Below are 21,466 nucleotides of genomic sequence, written 5' to 3' on the forward strand. Positions count from 1 at the left end.
CTCTAAGATTCAACGCATAAACTGGCCTTTTAAGCTTTAGCAGATCACCAAGCTTATCTTTATTTTCTCACATTTGCGCTTTTTTTCAAATTATTTAATCACATTTTATATTAAAAATCATAGACCTAGTAATTTAGGCTAATTTCAATTTGAGACTATTTGAAAGATCATCATGAATCTGTGGCATCGCTTATCATCATGTTTATTATTCATCCTTATTTTGAACTCTCCTGCCCTTGCTATTGATAACAAGGCATTAATAAAGATTGTTCAAGATGAAGAACATAGATTAAATGCGCAAATTGGTGTTGCCATTTTAGATACTCAAACAAACCAAATAGCAAGCTATAAAGGAAATGAACTTTTTCCTCTCAATAGCACACACAAGACACTTATATGCGCAGCGTTGCTAAAGGGTTTTGATAATAGACAAATAGATATTACGGAAAAAGTACAATATAGTAAAACGGACATAATCGAATATTCGCCGATCACTAAAAACCAAACCAAATCCATGAATTGGCTAGACTTATGTAGTGCAGCCGTAAGCTATAGTGATAATACGGCTGCCAATTTAATACACAAAAAGGTTGGTGGCCCCCATGCCATGAATCATTTTTTCAAGCAGTTGAAAGACCACACCACGCGCCTTGATCGCTTTGAGCCAGAATTAAATAGTGCAATTAATGGCGATTTAAGAGATACAACCAGCCCAAATGCAATTGCTCACACTCTTAAAGAGCTTTTGCTTTCAAATTTTTTAAGCCCTTCATCTCGCAAGCAACTGATACAATGGATGATAGACGACAAAGTGGCTGACGCATTATTACGCTCTAAACTACCAAATGGTTGGAAGATTGCCGACAAAACTGGAGCTGGCGGTTTCGGCTCACGAGGAATTATTGCAGCGGTTTGGCCAAAGACAGATAAACCGATAATAATAGCAATCTACATAAAAAACACTAAAGCAAATATGGAGGAAAGAAATTCTAGTATAGCTAATATAGGAAAACATATATTTGATAGCTATCAAAAGAATAATTAGATCTTTGTTATTATGTAAGGTCAAAGCGCCGCATTTATTGAAGCGCTTTGACAAAAGAAAGATTAAACTGCCATTTCTTTTCTGCTTCGCAAACCAATCATTCCTGCAAAAGCCGCAATTATTGCGCCCAATATACTTCCAATAAACGCCATCCAACTTCCACTAGCAATTGCATCACTAGCTTTATCAGCCTTAGCCTGAGCTTCGTCAGCAAGCTGTTTCATGTAAGTTTGCGTTTCGGCAATTGTTTGACGCATAGTGTTAATTTGATTTTGAATAATTTCACTGCGGTTATTATAAAGGTTTATAGCATTATTAGCCGCAGTTTGCGCCTCAGCTGGCGTCATACCATTATTTTCTAATGCTGTAATAACATCTTGCTTATTAATATTAGCTGTTAATCCCTTTGCGCGATTTTCAATGCTACTCATCAAATTATCAATAATCTTTTGGTAATCTGAAGGATTATATCGAATAGCATTAACAGCATTTCTAACATCTTGACGCGTAGCATCTAAAGCCGAACGAAGATTTTCAGGCTGCAATTGTGGTATATTTGTATTTTTTAAAATTTGGTCAAGTTTTTGACGAATATCGTTGCTATTTACATCACTATTTTGATCCCCAATTAAATCATGTAATGATGAGCCAAACGACTGAGCAATATTATCCGAAAGCGATACAGTATTACCAGCAACACTGCCGATTGCCGAAGACGTATTTGAAACTGCGGTTGCCCCTATCCGCGCAGCTCCTGCTAGGCTCATAGTAGTAATAATTGCACCAACCAATAAAACTGCACACCAAGTTAAAAATCCATGGATTGCGCCGTTTGCACCAGCAAGACGACCGGCAATAAAACCACCAATAATAAGGGCGATAATAAGCCCGATAACTGAAGATATTCCAACCGCCATGCCGATACCAGCAAATGGATTGTGACCATAAGGATTTAATGTTTGAAACCCTAAAGCAGTACTTAAAAACGAAAATAGGATTAATATTGCTAATGTCGAAACGACACCTGCAAAAATGGCAGACCAAGATGTTGTCTTTTTATGTTCTAAATAAGGGGAGCTACTCATTGTCAAGCCTTTCAAATGGCATTGATGTGCAAAGAAAAATATTGCAAATAATTAAAACTTTTTACCTGTCGCAACTGTCAAGCGGTCAACAGCTTATGCATCAAATATCTGGCTTTCTAAATGCAATATTGGAGATAGGAGTTTTGCTACAAAACAAATCTCAGGCAAATTTTTCATAAATTTTTAAATTTATCGCCAAAATTTAGCCGTATTGAATTAAGTATGGCGATATTTAAAATAAGAAAGGCTTAATGCTAATTTTATTATTGCTTATAAAAATTAAACGAAATAAGTTTGCTCGTTCAACAACCATTCAACATTAATATGAATTTTAACGCCTTTAAAATAAATATTTATCAATGGAGTTTATTAGAGAATTGAAAAAATTTAGCAGTATAGGAGTGAGAAAGGACCGATTATTGAAAATTAAGCAAGATCAATTGATAGAGCACTCAAAATCCGGAGGAGAGCTATCTGCGTATATGGAACCATACCAGTCACATTGTTCTGGCTTTCTATTTTTATTGTCATACCAAGTCATATCAAATGTAATTGAAATAAACTCACTCTTTTTTTCTGAAGATGGCAAGCCAAATTTTTTAATAAATTCTTCCCTTATTTGATTAAATTTTCCTTTTTTACCATCATAAAACGTTTTCCGATATGTAATCATCAACGGCTTATCATCCCAGCTAGCGGAGCTAAGATATGCGTAAATATTGTGCTTTTTATCATAGATTGTGGTTAAAAAAGTTACATATTCACCTGAATCTGCTTTGATTCTTGCAGCATCTTCATATAAGCGCAAGATTTTCGTTCTTCGCTCAAGCTCTGCTATTGTCATATCAGTTGTTAAACCGATAATACTTAAAGGCTGGGCACTGTAAGCAACATTAAAGGGCGAAATCATAGCTAATATTAGTATTAAAATATAACGCATCTGGACTCCCCCACACAATTATTACTACGAATAAACTTAAATCAGATTTAACTATAAATTTTCTGTATAATAATAGCATAATAAAAATAAGACTAAGCTAATCTCCGCTTTAATAATACATCGACCTACCTTGGGGTCAGGACCTATTAATTTGAACTGGTCATTGCTCCCCTCACACAACATTATCATTCAGCATAAAAATTTTCTATTGCTTAACTTAATGGAAGCTAATACGATTTCCCGATATTTCGATGGCTTCGCTGCCATTAAGCGCATAGCGATCACCATTGGCCAGAGTAATAAAACATCCCTTTAAACAAAAAGAAATCTGCTTTTGTGGATCGACCGAATAATCGCGGCGCGCTGCCCCTTCCGCAACAATAATAATTGCAGCTTTGTCACCGCTATTTTGCACCGTTGCCGCCATGCTGTTTGTTGGCGACAAAGCTGAGGTGCAAAAACTCACTAAAGCCGCAAAAACAACACAATGCATCAAATTTTTATTCATTTTTTTTAATGAGCAATTCATTTTGACTTTCCGTCTTTTAAACCTGATGACAATTGATTGTTATTTGCTTTTTCATCCTCTGTTTCGTCGATATCAGTTGAGGAAACGTCATGATATTGCGGAAAATTACGTTGCTCCCAAGCCTGAACCGCTTTTGACCAATCCGCATAAAATGCATTAAATACACCCATACGAATAGTATTTTTAATTGCGGTGGTTGACGTAATATCAGGGACGTAAACAGAAAGGGTAAAAACAAGCCCTAAATCATCAAAAGATACAAACTCTACCGATGGCTCTGGCTTTCTCATGATTGTTTCAACAGAATTGGCAATAGCTAATAGTTTTTCGGGCACTTCTTCTGGTTTAAACGCAAGTGGAATCGTAAAGGTTAAATCGATACGGCCAATTTTATTTCGCAAAGTCCAATTACCAACATTGCCATTAATAAGAGTGGAATTAGGAACAATAATAGTATTTCTTTGTCCAGTTTCAATTTCAGTTGCACGAACATTAATGCGACGCACAGTACCTTGCACGGTGCCGGCTTCTACATAATCCCCCACTTTAAATGGCCGCTCGGCAAGCAAAATCAAACCCGATACAAAGTTTTGGACAATATTTTGCAAGCCAAAACCAATACCAAGTGATAGGCCACCCGCAATCAGTGCAAGGCTAGAAAGATTAAGACCCGCGGCCGACATACCTATCATGCCCGCAAGCGCAACAGCCCCATAACCCGCAATCGTTTTAACTGAATTTCGAATACCTGCATCAACATGGCCACGAGCCAAAATTATATTATCAAAGCAACGAATAAACCAACGGAAAAGAGCATAAAAACCGACAAAAAAGCCTATACCAATTGCGATACCGGTTATAGAAACATAAACATTTCCAATTTGGAAGCCGGTTAATATTTGATTGAGGGTGCCAAAAATTTCATCACCGGACAACCCAAATTGCATCAAAATAGGCGGCAAACACAAAATTAAGACCATAACAGCCGTTAATACACCGGCTAGCAGACCAAGCTGATCAAGAGCAGCAGGACCAGCCTTGAAATACTTACCTATTGTTTGGCCTATTCGCGTTTGTGCAAATGCCCCTTCACCAGTTAGTGAGCGACTGACACTTAAACCCAAATATATCAAAATTAAAAAGGCAAAACCAACAACAATTTGTTGGATAATAAAACGCCCCATACCTACATATCCGAAGATTGCACATAAAATGGGTGTCACACCACCAATAATTATAAGATAACGTATAAGACGTGGAAATGGTACAAAACTACATGCAGGTTCTTTTTTACCAGGCTTAACAAAGGCAATCAAAACGATTAAGATGCCGATAACAACAACGCCAAAAAAATCCTTGGCAATTGATAAAGACAAACCAGCCGAAACAACTTGATATGCATCATCAAAAAACCAATTAATGCCAAACACTAACGCAATGGTACAAAGAATAATATTTAACTTACGCGCAGCTATTGGTGTAATATCCACCAAAGCTAAATCCTTAGCACTTGGACGAAACAATGCGCGTGCGATTGAAGCTATCAAAACAACGAGAAAGCAAAGGCGGTCAAAAGCATCGAACATCACCTCAATATCAGTTGGAAACTTATAGTTATAAGTAAAAATATAGGCAAAAGTCTCAAAGAAAAATATTTCTGCAATCGAAGCTGTTAAACAGGTTAAAAGTGCAATTAAAACAAGCCTTAAATAACTAATACCACTTTCATCATCATAAACAGTTTTCTTTACCTTATGCGACAAATGGCGGCCAATAAATATAATCAAGGCGCCTACGAAACATGCACCAAGTAAAGCAAGCCCCAAATATAATAATCTATTATTCACAACCCAATGAGCATAATTGGATAGAATTTGGGAAACGGCATATCCACTATCTTTACGAGCGCTATTCACTTGCGAAAAAAAAGCTTCATTAAAAACAACACGCCGCGTTAACGAACTGCTAAAAAGCTCACGCCGTTTTTCAACTATACTAATTATTAGCTGGTTTGCCGATATATAGGTTGCCTCAAGATCGGTTACCTGCTTATTAATTTGAGATTTCTGGTCCAGCATTCGCTTGCGATCATCAACTTTTTCTTTTGGCTCTTCACCGCTAGCTGGTGCCGCCCCAAGCTGATCCAATTTCAAATTAACATCAATTAAGGGTTGTCGTAAAAGTAAAGCTTGTTGCACTGTATCAGTAGCAAGGCTTTGTAATTTAGCCCTTATATCAATCAACGCAGCATCGTCATTTTGCTTATCTTGAAAATTGTTTTTTAATTGGGTTAAATTATCTTGCAATGCCTGTAGTGCAACCTGCTGTTTTTTCAAAAGATCATCAACATTGATAATATCAGTAACAGGCACTTCGGTGGTTGTAATTGCGGGTACATTTTGCACCACAAAACCAGACGCATTGTCATTTTGAGCCTGAGCTGAAAAAACTCCTAAAGCCCCAAAAAGCGAGATATATGCAAGCAAAACGAGCAAATTTTTAAAAGCCGATTGCAATAGTTTTTTAAGATAAATCAACACGTGTAAACCGCAAAATGAGGTTAAAATTACGAACTAAGAGTTCAAATGAATTAACTTCTATAAGAGCTTTAAATATATAGAGGAACTACGTTTTTTTCCAAGCTGAAAATTGAGTATATATGATGAACAATATGTTATAATTGCGAACCTTCCCCTAACAATTAAAAAGATCATGGTGGCCTGTCATAAGTGATAAGCCTTGATGTTAGACGACACATTTTAAAATTGTACTTTTTGCTAACTATATTATAAATAACAATGGTCTTTTTGGGTTTGGATACAACAATTAATTATAAATTTCACAAATATTGCAATATTTTTGCAACTATAATAATCTTTCTCATCACCTTAAGCGTAATCAATAATAATGATGCGCGTGCATATTGCTCCTTCGACAGTAATTTAGGAGAGGATAATCATCCGATGAGATTTAATCCCGGAATTTTTATTACAAATTCAACAGAAATATCTCAAAAAAATAAGAATAATTACTCATTTTCACTTCAAATCCGTGATGAAGATTTATTAAAAGGCTATATTCAAGAGCTTTATGAAAAAATACGTACTGCCAATGAAAATTTTGACTTTAGAATTTCAGATCTTTGCATCACCGGTAATTCCATTACCCTTACTGAAAACAATCAAACGAATAAAAATGCACTAGTGGGGTTTCTTAACAATTATGCATTTTCTTCGCCAACATTGGCACCTAATTCATCGATAATTATTAATCGTAATACCGATAAACCAGTACTTGATATTGATCAAAAAGATATGACACTGTCTATTCGTTTCAAAGAAGATGCAATAAAACAGCAAAATTCCGTAATGGTAAAGGCAGTAATGCATATTTTAGAAAATAGATTTGCCGCTCTTAATCTTGAGCCCTTTAATCTTGGGCAAAGCCAATTTACGCTTTTAGATGCCAAAACAATAAAAGTGGAAATAATAACATAGATACCTTTACCCCAACTAAAAGCCTATTTTAAACAATCATTTACGTTAAGCATTTTCATAGAAGCTGAAAACGATAAAGCTCAAAAATCCGATAAAGGCAATCCAATATTCCATCATTACTGGTATGACGATCAAATATTGACGGCAGACAAAAATGCAGCACTCCAGAACATTAAGATTGTAGATGTCCAAGCGGTAGAAGATAATAACAAACCACTTGTTAGTGTTAAAATATCCCCACAAGACGCGCGGGCATTGGCTGAACTAACAATGGACAATGTCGGCAAAAGATTACTTATTATTTTTAACGGTGGCATCCTTACCGCGCCAACACTACGGTCATTTATAGTATCGGGACAATTTGTGATTACCGGACCATTTACAATGGAGGACGCGCAAAATATTGTAGCATTGTTAAAATATGGCTACCTACCAGCAGAACCGATAATTGTTAAAGAAACAATATCGCCACTTTAAACCTTTTACAAATTGTATAATGGTTTTATTAAAACTAATGATAAAAACCTTATATGCAATAAAATTACATTTTCGCTTTACAGATAGAGTTTTAGCTGCCACAAAAGCGCTACACCAAGCTTCTTTGAGGGGATATTAAAAGCGCGGACAGTTTAAGTGAAGAAAAATATTTAAAATAATGTATTTAAATGCTTTTTATAAAAAAGCGTCAGATTTCAACAAAATGTATAGATTATAGAAATTAAAGAGAAATTTTAACTGCCTATGTCAGCAAATACCACCAAATCCCAAATCAAACCAACTGGAATAGCATCTGTTCCATTGTGGATTATTGGTGGTTTTTTTCTATACATCCTTGCCTCTGTGGATTTGAGCGTTGTTAACAACAAGGTGAGCCTATCAGCAAAATCAATGGCTGATATTTCCAATCTTGAAAAACGAATTCCGCGGCACAATGTTGTCAATATTTTACAACGGCCATTAATTTTGGCAAAAAGTTACCATTCATCGCCAAAATTTGACCATCATGATGATAACAAAAAGTTTATCCTAACATATTTTAGTAATTATGGTTGGAGCGTTAAAAGCCCGATAGCTTTTGGGAAAAACTTAAATATTGGATTTATTAAATATATCTTTGCAGCGACACAACGCGCGCCCCCAATATTAGCCTAGCCTTATCAGGGCCTTTGTATAAGTGTGCAACACAGCATTGCGGTTAAACCAGCACTTATAACGACAGCACCTCTATTAAACCATATATCGAAAGCTATTAATATCACATAATCATTAATCCTAGATTTCAAAACAAGGACGAAAAGCTAATAATGCTTTTTCACAGTCAAATTTGGTCCTAAATCAAATTTGAATTTTAATCTTTGATGATTGAGGGAATAATGGTGATTATAAACTGATTGCAAGCTTGAAAAAATTGCATTCAATAGCTTTTTAAGTTAGTTGTGGCACAAATTATCTTTTAGCTAATCTTTTGCCTTTTACATTCTGGATAGAATTAATGCGTACACCTCCTTGGCTTATTTATCTCTACAGCTTCATTTTGCTGGTAGGCGTTGTAATTGCCCTGCCCAATATGTTTTCAGAAAAAACATGGGAAGAAAAAGTTCCTTGGCTTCCCGATACCCGCGTAACGCTTGGTCTTGACCTTAAGGGCGGCTCTTATCTTGTGCTACAAGTCGATGAAGCTGCCATGAAACAAGAGCGACTTCGTAATTTGTTAGTAAGCGTGCGCCGTAGCCTAGCTCCTGAGGGTATTAAAACTCAAGACATTCGCTTGCAAAATGGCGGCATTGTAATTGCAATTGATGATGCCGCCAAAAGAGAAAAGTCCATCACGCTCATTCAAGAATTGATGAATCCTATTTCTGCAGGTGCTTTTGCCGTTCCAGTAAATGATCTTGAGATTACTGAAAATGGCAACCAAATACGGGTTGCCATTACCGAAGAAGCAATGAATTATCATATTTCCAACGCAGTTGAGCAAAGCCTTGAGATTGTGCGCAAACGTGTTGATGAAGTTGGCGTTGCTGAGCCGTCAATTCAACGCGTTGGGCTAAACCGCATCATGGTGCAATTGCCAGGTTTGCAAGATCCAAGCCATTTACGCAATTTGCTTGGCTCAACGGCTAAGATGACGTTCCACCTCGTAGACACCAGAGCGGATAGAAATAATCTTCCTGCAGGCGTCAGAATGTTACCTGACAAAAATAACCCCACGATTCTTTACCCAGTTCAAGATGCCGTAGCTCTTGATGGCGCGGTATTAACCGATGCCCGTTCTGGATTTGATGAACATGGTGATCCGATGATTTCCTTCAGATTAAATTCTGAAGGTGCAAAAAAATTCGCTGAAATTACCACAGAACATACCGGTACACCTTTTGCAATTGTTCTTGATGGTCAAGTTTTAACAGCGCCAACCATTAGACAACCAATCATTACAGGCTCTGGTGTTATTACTGGTAACTTTACGCCAGGTGAAACGGCAACAATATCGGCACTTTTACGTGCTGGCGCTTTACCTGCCCCCCTTACTGTTGAAGAAGAGCGTACCGTTGGCCCCGACCTTGGTGCCGATGCAATTAAAATGGGTATTTATACCGGTGTCGGCGGCTTTATATTAGTTGCGATATTCATCATTTTGCTTTACGGTTATTGGGGTCTGATTGCCAATGTCGCACTCGCGCTTCACACAGTGTTGACCTTCTCTGCTTTAAGCTTGCTTGGAGCAACACTAACACTCCCAGGCATTGCTGGTATTATTCTTGGTATCGGTATAGCGGTGGACGCGAATATCTTGATCAATGAACGTATCCGCGAAGAAAGCCGCAAGGGCGTTGGTGCGCTAGCCGCACTTGATCGCGGCTTTAAACACGCTTTCCATACTATTGTCGATGCCAATATCACTTCTATTTTTGCGATGGTACTCTTGGCATGGCAGGGGTCAGGCCCCGTTCGTGGTTTTGCGATTACCATGATTTTAGGTATTATCATTTCAATGTTTACCGACATCACCATTGTGCGTATCATGATGAGTGCTGTTGTACGTCGGTTTAAAATTAAGGATTTGCGTATCACACCGTTCCTAAGTTTTATTCCACAACACACCAACTTCCACTTCATGAATGCACGGTTTTGGGGTATTGGTATTTCTATCGTGCTATCAATTGCCTCCATTTTCCTATTCTTCAAACCAGGTTTAAATTACGGTATTGACTTTACCGGTGGTAGTCAGGTGGAAATGCAACGTAGCAATGGAACAGTGGATTTAATGCTATTGCGCCCACACCTTGAAGAGTTAAAATTGGGTGAAGTTACCATGCAAACGGTGGGCACTGAAAATAACAGCGTATTAATTCGTCTTCAGCAACAAGAAGGCGGACCTGATGTTCAAAATGCCGCACTCGACAAAGTGAGACAAGCAACGATCGCCGTTTATCCAGATGCAACCGATCAAGGTAGTGCTGTTGTTGGGCCTAAAGTATCAGGCGAATTGGCAAAAAGCGGATTAATCGCAGTTATTTGTGCAGCGCTCGCTATGACCATTTATATTTGGTTCCGCTTTGAGTGGTTCTTCGCGGTTGGTGCCATTATTACCCTTATTTTGGATACGACCAAAATGGTCGGTGTTTTTGCACTATTTCAATTCGACTTTAACCTAACGGCCATTGCTGCATTACTTACTATTGTTGGCTACTCGATCAATGATAAAGTGGTGGTTTACGACCGTATGCGCGAAAACCTACGACTTTATAAGAAAACATCTTTACGTGAAGTTATCGATATGTCGATCAACCAAGTATTAGTTCGTTGTATCTTTACCTCCATGACCACCATTCTTTCTATGTTGCCAATGGCAATATGGGGTGGCAGTGCGGTTCATAACTTTGCTGTGCCGATGGTTATTGGTATTGTTATTGCAACATCATCATCAATGTTTATTGCGGCGCCAATCCTTCTCTTCCTTGGTAATTGGTGGGAAAGAAAAGGCCACAATACACGCGGCGAAGATGTAGCTGCCACTGCCTAATAAAACCAAAGCCGGATGTGTATATACATCCGGCTTTTTTCTTTGTTTTTATTTGCGATTTCTGCTTTAATCCAACTCTAGCAATACCTATATAAACCTTGCTTATTGACGTTGGACTATGAGTAACAGCTGGAAAGACGCTGTTCGGAGCTACTAAGCTCATTTCATTTGTGTATAAACCAAAAATATCTGTTTTTTAATGATTACCATCTTTTATAAAGATAGAACCGATCAAAATTAGCTGCTGGAAAAAAATGTAAGATGGCTCATGCGACTCCTTTAATTACCACGCTTGTTTCAGGTCTTTGTCTTGCATTTATTTTTGGCGCTATTGCCAATCGCTTACGTATATCCCCTCTTGTTGGCTATCTTCTTGCTGGCGTTATTGCTGGGCCGCATACACCGGGTTTTCATGCTGATGTTTCCCTTGCTAATGAGCTTGCCGAAATCGGTGTTATCCTATTAATGTTCGGTGTCGGCCTGCATTTTTCAATGAAAGATCTTTTATCCGTTAAAGCTATAGCGCTGCCAGGGGCTATTGCCCAAATGGCGGTTGCCACCTTACTTGGCATGGGGCTTGGTTTTGCCATGGGATGGAGCCTTGGCGCCAGCATTGTTTTTGGGCTTGCTCTATCGACCGCAAGTACTGTTGTTTTATTACGCGCCATGCAACAACGGCGCTTAATAGAGACCGAACGTGGACGTATTGCTGTTGGCTGGCTCATTGTAGAAGATCTTGCCATGGTACTTGCCCTTGTCTTGTTGCCTGCCCTTGCTGGCGTCCTTGGCGGCGAAGTTCAAACCAGCTCTGATCCATTAATTGCTTGGCTTAACCCTAATATTTGGGGCATTATCGGTATCACGCTTGCCAAGGTTGGATTATTCATTCTTCTTATGATGGTGGTTGGGCGCAGAGTTATTCCGTGGGCGCTCAAAATTAGTGCCCAAACTGGGTCGCGCGAATTGTTCAGACTGGCAGTGCTTGCCATTGCGCTTGGCGTTGCTTTTGGCGCCGCGCAATTATTTGGTGTATCGCTGGCACTTGGTGCTTTTTTCGCCGGAATGATTATGAGCGAATCTGAACTTAGCCATCGCGCGGCAGAAGAAACCTTGCCCTTGCGCGATGCGTTCGCCGTATTGTTTTTCGTCTCTGTCGGAATGCTATTTGACCCATTAAAGCTGCTCGATGATTTTATTCCACTTTTTGCCACCTTATTCATCATTATCATAGGCAAGTCGGCGGCGGCTTATTTTATCGTCCGTCTCTTTCGTCGCTCCAATGGCACTGCGCTTACTATTTCGGCAAGCCTTGCACAAATTGGCGAATTTTCATTCATTCTTGCTGCACTTGGTAAAAGCTTAGGATTAATAGATGAAAATGTCCGCGATCTTATTTTAGGCGGTGCAATCATTTCTATTCTGGTTAATCCATTAATTTTTATCATAGCGGAAAAAATCAAAAATCGCCTTGATAAATCATCACCAGCAAATAGTGAAGTTACCGAAATAGCAGAAAAAATGGACGTTGATGAACCGCTAAAAAGCAATAAAAGCGACCATTTGATCCTTATTGGCTATGGTGATGTAGGGCAACGGGTTGCAAATGACAATCAAACTAAAAACAAACAAGTTGTAATCATTGAAGATGCTATTCGCTTAGCCGAAAAAGCCCGCAGCAATATGTTTGAAACCTTTATCGGTAATGGTGTAGATAAAGAAGTGCTTGATTCTGCCAATATTGAAGCAGCTAAAGAACTTATCCTTGCTATGCATAATACGTTTGAAGCTGGGCAAATTATTACTAATGCCCAATCACTCAATAAAGATCTATTTATTATTGCCCATGCATTATCTGATGCTGAAGCACAATATTTAAAAGATTTAGGGGCCAATATTGTTGTGACAGATGCGGAAGAAATTGCTAATGGGATTATCACACATCTATTAAAGGATGTTACAGATGATTCATCAATGGTGACAGACGTTTCTGGTGATGAAAATAGGATATATGAAATGAATGTAGAAAGACCAAAGGCGTGAAGATGAAGCAATTCAAAAAATATCTTTGGCCGCTTATTGGCATTATCGTAATGCTTGTTTCATTTCGTATTCTATATGTAAAACTTAAAGGAATGGAATGGGCCCAAGTTTTTGATCGCCTTGGTAGCCTAGATTTGCGCCATTGGCTATTGGCTATTTTCTTTGCTATTGCGTCTTATGCCGCCCTTGCAGGTTATGACCGCATTGCTCTTAAACACCTTGGCAAAAAAAATATTTCTTGGCTTTTTATAACCATATGTTCCTTCACCACCTATGCTTTATCTCATAATATTGGCGCATCGGTTTTTTCAGGCGCGGTGGTACGTTATCGTGCCTATAGCAAAAAGGGACTTAGTGGTTCGGAAATTGCTGTATTAGTTGGTTTTTGCTCCTTCACATTTGCGCTTGGAACTATTGTGCTTTCAGGCTTGGTGCTGGTATTACGGCCAGAGCTTATTCAATTGTTTCATGATGATATACCAAACTGGGTTGCGCTAACCATTGGCTTTGCTATGCTTGGCCTTGTTGGGCTTTATATTCTAGGCAGCGTCTTACAATTTAAGCCATTAAAAATTGGCAAAAAATTTCAACTGACCTATCCACGCTTTAACATCGTTATACAACAACTTATTATCGGACCACTCGAATTATTAGGTGCAGCAGGCATTATATATGCAGTACTACCAGATGCGGGTAATCCGGGTTTTATCACGGTGCTTGGTGTATTTCTCGCGTCATTCTCGGTTACTTTATTATCAACAGCACCTGCTGGTGGCTTAGGCGTACTTGAAACCATATTCATCGCCGGTATGCCAAATATGGTTGACTCAGATGTTATTGCTGCCCTTATTGTCTTTCGCTTGCTCTATCTTATTATACCGCTATTTTTGTCACTCATATTTATAGGTGTTTTTGAATTTAGCCAATTAGGCAAGAAGTTCGATAGTGACGATCAAAATAACGCAAAAGACACACATCCAAATAGTTAAATTTTGAAATTACCGAAAAAAGCCAATCATTTCGATTGGCTTTTTTAGTTTTAGACTTGAGATAAGAGCGTTTTTTGAAAAGTGTGAAGCGGTTTTCGGACAGAAAACGCGGTATAAACAATTTATTAGAGCGCCAATCTGATCCAATCAGATCGAAATGTGCTCTAATGAGACTTTTTTACGCGCTCAATTTCGATACCTACCGATTCTGGTTCAAGCTCTAATTTTTCAACCCGTACGATAACCCGTTGCACACGTGGGTAACTAAGGATAAAGGCGGCAATACGTTCAGCTAAGGTTTCTACCAGATCCACATGCCCAAGCTGAGCTAAACGCCGAATGCCGTCAATAATAAGATCGTAAGAAAAAATATGCCGCATATCTTCAGGGTTGACTGATAAGCGTAAAACATCCGCCTTAACCGAGAAGCGTACCTTTTGCAAACGATTGCGCTCGTGATTATAAGCACCGATCGCCATCGGCAAAATAAAATTATTAACCAAAATACGATCAGTACCTAAACCAACACTGTCATTATAAACGATGTCTTCCTTCTCGCGCGGGATGAGAGAACGGATGAGATCGCCTTGCTGTTTATCAAAGGTGCCATTACTTAAAAATTGTGCCGTATTGAAGCAGAGAATATCAGGGGCAAAAGGCAAAAGCCTAGGTATATCCGGCGCCTCTATACCACCAGTTAGACAAGCAGATAAACCGTTTTTATGGGCTTGTTCAATAAAAACTCCCATTTCAACAATTGAAAACTGCCCGTTTAGCTTATCCATGCGAGTATTAGGAGCTAACATAACGCCATATATACCACTTGAAGCTAAGCGTGGCAGTAAAGTTAATAAATCAGTTAACTTTTCAAAATCACCAATTTGAACAATGAGCTGCTTTTCGCGAGCCAACTTTTCAATCTGATTGAAAGTATCATTTAAGGTTGAAAATGGAAGTTCCAACTTTATGAAATCAAAAAAGCGTAAGACTTCCTTTTGTGAAACACTATCCCTAGCAAAATCATTTATATAATCGTCTAACGTCATTGATAGCAAAAACGCAAGGCTTTCCGGCCTATCCGCTAAGGCCATATCTGCGACCAATTGTTCGGCCATATCATAAGGAAAACTGGCAATATCACATGCAAGATCATTGATATTGTTAAAACTATTAAAATTGACGAGCATTTTAGTCATGCATTTTCCTTAAACTTTAGCTGATAGCTTTTTAAAATAATTTTAAAGATTTAAAAAGCTATTTTTTAAGGCCGTAGATTTATTGCAACAAGCAACGGTTGCAATAGCTTTACTAATTCGTTGTATTATCATTTTTAATGCTGCGGCTAATACGCCAAGCATAGGGCATTCCAAGCAGCATTAAAATAATTAGAACCACAAATAAAGCCTGCGCCGCAGTAATCGTTCCAACTATACCACCAGGATTAGTAAGGCCGGCGAAATTAACAATTGTACCACTAATTGCGGCACTTAATGCGGTTGAAAAAAGTTGCACAGAAGTCAGAGAAGCACTTGCTAAATCGGCATCATTTTCTTTTGCACTTTGTAAAACGCGGGTTAAAAGATGCGGCCAAATAGAACCGGCTCCAACACCTACAATAAAAAGCGCAAAGGATACAAGGATAAGGTAGCCAGTTGAAGTCTGCATAGTGGGAACCAACCAACAAAGCGCAAGCATGCCAATAATACACAAAAATGGGGTTGATTTAATCAGTACGGGTAAACGCCTTGCTCTAACCGTTGCACTAGGCAAAGTCCCTGCGGTCCAGCCAATACTCATTAAAGCCGCTATATAGCCAGCAGGTAACGGACTTAAACCATGTAAAACTTGCAAAAATAAGGGTAAATATAATTCTGCGCCATTAACCGCAATTGAAAGCGCTAGCATCAATATATAAATCGCAAAGAGTTGTGAAGATGGTGAAAAAGCTCCTTCTGGCAATAAACGATATTTTGCTCGTTGATCAATAATTGCTAAAATAAAAAATGCCGCAAGACCAAGGATAAGCCCAGCAAATTTTGCAAAATTGCTTTCCATCGCGCTACCTGCCGAAATAACCAAAACAAGACCAGTTAGTAGCAATAATTGTAAAATTGGAATGGGATTCGCACTGTGATTTTGCGAGCGTTGCGGTAAAACCGCATAAGCTAAAAAAGTAAAAAGAAAAGCAAGAATACTTACCAACCAAAATGCCCAACGCCAACTCTCATATTGCGCAAAAATACCACCAATGGCTGGCCCAAGTAAGGTAGATACGCCCCAAACACCTGAAATCAGTCCCATAGCCAAAGGCCATAAGGGGCGCTCAAAGACAATGCGCACCATGCTATAAGTTAGCGATAATAATATACCACCGCCAAAACCTTGTATGATACGAAAGCCAAGAAAAATTGGCATAGTTGGTGAAAAGCCACAGCCCAAAGTACCAATGGCGAAAATAAGGGCAGCTAGAATATAAGCAGTTCTTGGCCCAATTTTTGCCAATAATTTTGAAACTAAGGCTGCGCCGATCAGCGAGGCTGTAACAAAAAGTGTTGCTGCCCAAGAATAATAACGCTCACCACCAATATCTTTGACCAATGAAGGCAAGATTGTTACGACGATATAAACATTTATGGCATGAAGAGCGACACCGCCAACAAGAGTGATTGAACGAACACCGTTTTTTCCACCTAAAAGCTGTCCCCAGCCCGGTTGCACTTGCCCCATATTTCACCTTTTAATTGCTAACGTCTTTTTTAAAAAATAAAGCCAACGGCGATGTTATATTGTGGGCAAAAACCAAGCTATACTCAATTCCGCCAACAATTATCAATATCATGATGACTTTTATCCAACATGACATATTTAACTAATCAGAATAATTTATAAAATTGAAATAAAAGTTGGGAAATCGCCCAATACTCAATCTGAAAAAGGAATAAATAAAATGACCGCAATAGCGGCAAGCTTTCTTAATTCTTAGCTGTAAAATTTTTTAGATCTGAACCTATTCTATTTGCCCGACTTAGTACGACGAACTCATTGGCTACGAGCGCGATCGAGAAGCCGCTTGCACTCAATCAGCTCAAACAGAGCTTCTTGCAATAGGGTTGAGCTATCCTTGGATAGTTTTGGTTTACGAACGCCTAATGCTTCGTCATCTTTAACAAGACCAAAGAACTTGCGGCCGGTTTTGTTATCAGGAATAATATCATCGGGAAATAAATCCTCCGACTGTTCTTGCTGCTTTTTACGGGCAATTTCTTCAGCAGCATCAATATTACCCTGCCCAATAGCAGCAACAAAGGCAACCCCGTTATCTTTTAATAGCTTCTGCACGCCTTTAATTGTGTAGCCCTCATCATAAAGAAGCCGTTTAATGCCGGTAATTAAATCAACATCATTGGGTCGGTAAAAACGTCGCCCCCCTGCTCTTTTCATTGGCTTCACTTGCGGGAAGCGCGTCTCCCAAAATCGCAAAACATGCTGCGGAATCCCAAGCATATCAGCAACTTCGCTAATTGTACGAAATGCTTCAGGACTTTTTTCCATGACATATGCTCCTGCGTGAAAAAATTCATTCTCATTTTGGGGATGAGAAATGTAAATACGACCAATAAGTTACTTTATTAATGACTGATTTGCTTATAAAAATCAATAAAGCTGAAATGACTTATGAAACTATCCGAATAAAAGCAAGTTTGCCATTTCAATCAGATAAAAAAATAAAAAGCCTTTTAAATGAAAATGACCGGACAAGCCGATCATTTTGTTACTACAAATATAAAATGCTTCGCAGAGCAAAGAATGCTTCGTTATTCAACTTATTTGCTAGCAGCATGACCATCTATAACGCGCTTTTTAAGCACATTAGATGCCTTAAAAGTCATAACACGGCGTGGACAAATTGGCACTTCTTCACCGGTTTTAGGATTACGGCCAATACGCTCATTCTTATCACGCACCTGAAACGTTGCAAATGAAGACAATTTTACTGTCTCCCCCTTTACAATCGCGTTACAGACCTCATCAATGATCATTTCAACCAAAGCTGCAGACTCTGTCCGTGATAATCCGACTTCCCTGCAGACTGCATCAGCTAAATCTGCACGTGTTACGGTTTTACCTGCCATAACTCGTAATCCTTTAAATTTTAATTACATACTTAATTTGTTTATACTTTTTCTATTCAAACGGTCAAGACTCTTTTGCAAGCAAACGCTGAATAAATGCATTTTTACCAGCGTAATAAGATCGCACCCCAAGTAAAGCCGCCGCCCATTGCTTCAAGCAATACGAGATCACCTTTTTTAATCCGCCCATCCTTAACGGCAGCCTCAAGCGCCAGTGGAACTGAAGCTGCAGATGTATTGCCATGCTGATTAACAGTGATAACCACTTTACTATCAGGAATATTCATTTTTTTGGCTGAAGCGTCAATAATTCTTTTATTAGCTTGATGGGGAACGAACCAATCAAGATCATCAACACTAACCTTAGCAATGGCAAAACAATCTTCAATCACATCAGTAATCATACCTACCGCATGTTTAAAGACTTCACGCCCTTGCATCCGCAAATGGCCAGTGGTTTGCGTTGTCGATGGACCGCCATCAACAAAAAGCTTTTCCATATGCGAACCATCAGAACGCAATTTGGCAGCTAAAATGCCACGATCACCGGTCGTGCCTTTTTCATCTAACGCTTCAACAATAACAGCTCCAGCACCATCACCGAATAGAACACATGTCGTGCGGTCCTGCCAGTCTAGAATGCGCGAGAAAGTTTCAGCACCAATAACTAAAACACGTTTTGCCATTTGCGCGCGCACATAATTATCAGCCGTTGCAAGAGCAAAGACGAAACCAGAACATACCGCCTGCATATCAAAAGCAAAACCATGTTTCATCCCGAGCGCATGCTGGATTTCAGTCGCGGATGAGGGAAAAGTATGATTAGGTGTTGCCGTTGCCAAAATGATAAGATCAATATCATCAATGGTTAAATTGGCATTTGCTAGGGCAGCTTGCGCCGCTTTTACACCTAAAGAAACAGTTGTTTCATCAGGATCGGCAATATATCTTTGCTCAATACCAGTACGTTGGACAATCCAAGCATCTGAGGTTTCAACAATATTTTCAAGCTCGGAGTTTTTCACAACCCGGCGCGGCAAAGCAGCACCAATACCGCAAATCACAGATCGTATCATTCTATAAACCTCAATTACCCGCTTTTCGCGGTTTTATAATCTCTTTATTCAAAACAATCATTCGCCGTTCTCCTCGTCCGACAATGATAGTTTGCTCTTATGCTCGCGAAAATATGCAAGATCAACTGCAATTTTTTCAAGAAGGTCATTACGTACCATTTCGTGCCCAACACGTAAAGCAGAAGCGAAGCCTTCTGCATCGGTTCCGCCATGGCTTTTTATAACAACACCATTAAGACCAAGCAAAACACCGCCATTTACCCGACCTGGATCCAGCTTTTCACGCAAGGTTTTAAAAGCGCTTTTTGAAAAAAGATAGCCAATTTTTGTCCAAATTGAGCGCTGCATAGCCTGTTTTAAAATTTCAGCAATCTGCCTCGCGGTTCCCTCAGCAGCTTTCAATGCAATATTGCCGGTAAAACCCTCAGTCACCACAACATCGACAGTACCTTTGCCTATATCATTCCCCTCGACAAATCCCTTATATTCCAGCCCTTCAAGCTCAACTTGCTTTAAGATTTGACCCGCTTTTTTAATGTCATCAAGTCCTTTAACCTCTTCCACACCAACATTTAGCAAGCCAACAGTCGGACGTTTGATTCCATAAAGTGCACGGCACATACCAGCGCCCATAACCGCAAGATCAATCAGCTGATTCGCATCTGCTCCAATCGTAGCACCAATATCAAGTACAATGCCTTCACCGCGTAAATTGGGCCAAATACCTGCAATACCAGGGCGCTCAGCCTCTGCCAACATGCGTAAAGAAAAATAAGACATTGCCATTAAAGCACCGGTATTACCAGCGGAAACACAGGCATCTGCCTCACCTTTTTTAACCGCCTCAACAGCAAACCACATGGAAGACTTATTTCGACCATTGCGCAAAGCTTGACTTGGCTTTTCTTCCATTCCTGTAGCCGTTTCAGTCGCAATAAAGGTTGAAACAGCTTTTAACTGCGGATATTTAGCCAATACAGGTTCAACCTGATCTGCCAAACCATAAAAAATAAGTTCCATATCGGGATAGTGTTTGATCGCGATCGCGGCACCGGCTATTGTCACTTCTGGGCCGATATCACCCCCCATCGCATCGACAGCAATTTTGATCACAAGTATTATTCCTGATTAATTGGTAAAGTTATTTGTAAATATTATTAAGGTAAAGTAAGCCTAAATAAGTGGCAAAAATAGCGCTTTTATAACCACAAACAACAATTAATTTAACATTTTTCAATTATGATTGCTTTAAACCACTTAAAACGGCAAAAGGTGACGGTTCTTTTTCGTCATCAACATCACTACTCCCAAATTCAGCGCTTTCAAACTCAACGCCCGCAGCGCGGGGATAAGAATCAATAGACAACTCAAAAAATTCTTCAACAATGGCACCTACATCAATCTCGGTGCCTTTAAAACTATCCGGACTATCAGGCCCATCTGGATCTAGAAACAATTCATGGGCGTTATTATGTACAACTTCAGATAGGCGACTACCTTCGGGCACCAGAATGAGTTCAATATCTTCATTAATAACACTTTCTACCGGCTGTGCACTAACAATACACTCCTGTGTTATTTCTGCATGCAATTTACCGCTAAGTTTAACACCCTGACGTTTCCACGGATTAACGTGAATTTTTGCCTCAAAAATTGCAATATTAAGCAAATTATGGTTTTTAGCCAATGCTTGGCGTTCTTTTTCATCAGTTTTTAAAGTTAAGTCAACGCCCTTAGGTGGCAATGAGCGGACATTGACGGGAAATGTCAAAGCAAATTCCATAAGAGAGTTCGCATTATTTGACATGATAAATCCTTTCAACTGTTCATTAGATCACCGCGTTTTGCAGATTTTTTAAAAGCTTATAGCGATTTTCAGCCTAAATCCAACTTAAAAATAAATGTAGTATAAAACTTAGCACAAAACATTAAAACAAATACCTAAATTAATGCTCTTTTTGCAACCAAAAGTTGGCGATAAATAGGTGATATTCATGCAAATTAAATACAAAAATTTAGATTTTAATGATTTTTCATATAAATTCGCCTTGCTGATGCCAATATCTGTCTATTAAAGTAAAAACGATTATTTATTTGAAATGGTCAAA

Annotated in this window: 17 protein-coding genes; 6 read left to right on the forward strand and 11 right to left on the reverse strand. The window is 39.0% G+C overall.

The window, feature by feature from the left end; genetic code table 11:
- The first annotated feature begins 172 nt into the window (after positions 1-172).
- On the forward strand, positions 173-1,045 hold the full coding sequence (gene bla / locus N5852_RS09525) for a class A beta-lactamase (protein WP_262097567.1): 873 nt from the start codon (positions 173-175) through the stop codon (positions 1,043-1,045).
- Between the two features lie 62 nt (positions 1,046-1,107).
- Here the strand turns inward: bla and N5852_RS09530 are convergent, their stop codons facing one another.
- From N5852_RS09530 to N5852_RS09545, 4 genes are all read right to left on the reverse strand, one after another.
- A complete protein-coding gene (locus N5852_RS09530; RefSeq protein WP_262097568.1) occupies positions 1,108-2,130 on the reverse strand; it encodes a hypothetical protein in 1,023 nt (340 codons plus the stop codon).
- A gap of 436 nt (positions 2,131-2,566) precedes the next feature.
- The gene (locus tag N5852_RS09535; RefSeq protein ID WP_262097569.1) at positions 2,567-3,070 is read right to left on the reverse strand and encodes a hypothetical protein; all 504 of its coding nucleotides are present in this window, start codon (positions 3,068-3,070) and stop codon (positions 2,567-2,569) included.
- Positions 3,071-3,287: 217 nt separating this feature from the next.
- Positions 3,288-3,599: a hypothetical protein gene (locus tag N5852_RS09540; RefSeq protein ID WP_262097570.1), complete on the reverse strand. Its 312-nt coding sequence runs from the start codon at positions 3,597-3,599 to the stop codon at positions 3,288-3,290.
- Positions 3,596-6,139 (reverse strand): mechanosensitive ion channel family protein, encoded by a 2,544-nt coding sequence (locus N5852_RS09545; RefSeq protein ID WP_262097571.1) that lies wholly within the window; start codon positions 6,137-6,139, stop codon positions 3,596-3,598. The genes N5852_RS09540 and N5852_RS09545 overlap by 4 nt, the downstream gene beginning before the upstream one ends.
- A 423-nt stretch (positions 6,140-6,562) precedes the next feature.
- Here N5852_RS09545 and N5852_RS09550 point away from each other — a divergent pair, with 423 nt between their 5' ends.
- The 5 genes from N5852_RS09550 to N5852_RS09570 all read left to right on the forward strand — a co-directional run bounded on the left by N5852_RS09550 (position 6,563) and on the right by N5852_RS09570 (position 14,149).
- Complete coding sequence (locus N5852_RS09550) at positions 6,563-7,096, forward strand: hypothetical protein (RefSeq protein ID WP_262097572.1); 534 nt, start codon at positions 6,563-6,565, stop codon at positions 7,094-7,096.
- Positions 7,097-7,234: 138 nt separating this feature from the next.
- Entirely contained in the window at positions 7,235-7,573 is a 339-nt protein-coding gene (locus N5852_RS09555) for a SecDF P1 head subdomain-containing protein (protein ID WP_262097573.1), read from the forward strand.
- Between the two features lie 1,015 nt (positions 7,574-8,588).
- Positions 8,589-11,120, forward strand: a complete 2,532-nt coding sequence (secD, locus tag N5852_RS09560) for a protein translocase subunit SecD (protein WP_262097574.1) — start codon at positions 8,589-8,591, stop codon at positions 11,118-11,120.
- A 261-nt stretch (positions 11,121-11,381) separates the two neighbouring features.
- Entirely contained in the window at positions 11,382-13,160 is a 1,779-nt protein-coding gene (gene ybaL, locus N5852_RS09565; protein WP_262097575.1) for a cation:proton antiporter domain-containing protein, read from the forward strand.
- 2 nt (positions 13,161-13,162) lie between these two features.
- Positions 13,163-14,149 carry a lysylphosphatidylglycerol synthase transmembrane domain-containing protein gene (locus N5852_RS09570; RefSeq protein WP_410004208.1) on the forward strand — a complete coding sequence of 329 codons (987 nt, stop codon included), beginning with the start codon at positions 13,163-13,165 and terminating at the stop codon, positions 14,147-14,149.
- A 164-nt stretch (positions 14,150-14,313) separates the two neighbouring features.
- On the opposite strand, the gene N5852_RS09575 is transcribed toward N5852_RS09570, so the two are convergent.
- From N5852_RS09575 to N5852_RS09605, 7 genes are all read right to left on the reverse strand, one after another.
- Entirely contained in the window at positions 14,314-15,345 is a 1,032-nt protein-coding gene (locus N5852_RS09575; protein WP_262097577.1) for a dihydroneopterin aldolase, read from the reverse strand.
- 112 nt (positions 15,346-15,457) lie between these two features.
- Complete coding sequence (locus N5852_RS09580) at positions 15,458-16,876, reverse strand: MFS transporter (protein WP_262097578.1); 1,419 nt, start codon at positions 16,874-16,876, stop codon at positions 15,458-15,460.
- A gap of 312 nt (positions 16,877-17,188) precedes the next feature.
- Positions 17,189-17,701: a MerR family transcriptional regulator gene (locus tag N5852_RS09585; RefSeq protein WP_262097579.1), complete on the reverse strand. Its 513-nt coding sequence runs from the start codon at positions 17,699-17,701 to the stop codon at positions 17,189-17,191.
- 272 nt (positions 17,702-17,973) lie between these two features.
- Positions 17,974-18,282, reverse strand: coding sequence for an integration host factor subunit alpha (locus N5852_RS09590; RefSeq protein ID WP_262097580.1), 309 nt, complete (start codon positions 18,280-18,282; stop codon positions 17,974-17,976).
- Between the two features lie 104 nt (positions 18,283-18,386).
- Positions 18,387-19,358, reverse strand: a complete 972-nt coding sequence (locus tag N5852_RS09595; protein WP_262097581.1) for a beta-ketoacyl-ACP synthase III — start codon at positions 19,356-19,358, stop codon at positions 18,387-18,389.
- 57 nt (positions 19,359-19,415) lie between these two features.
- Positions 19,416-20,471 carry a phosphate acyltransferase PlsX gene (gene plsX / locus N5852_RS09600; protein WP_262097582.1) on the reverse strand — a complete coding sequence of 352 codons (1,056 nt, stop codon included), beginning with the start codon at positions 20,469-20,471 and terminating at the stop codon, positions 19,416-19,418.
- 124 nt (positions 20,472-20,595) lie between these two features.
- Complete coding sequence (locus N5852_RS09605; RefSeq protein ID WP_262097583.1) at positions 20,596-21,165, reverse strand: DUF177 domain-containing protein; 570 nt, start codon at positions 21,163-21,165, stop codon at positions 20,596-20,598.
- Positions 21,166-21,466: the final 301 nt, after the last annotated feature.

Origin of the sequence: Bartonella sp. HY328 (genome assembly GCF_025449335.1) — a bacterium.
Classification (GTDB): Bacteria; Pseudomonadota; Alphaproteobacteria; order Rhizobiales; family Rhizobiaceae; genus HY038.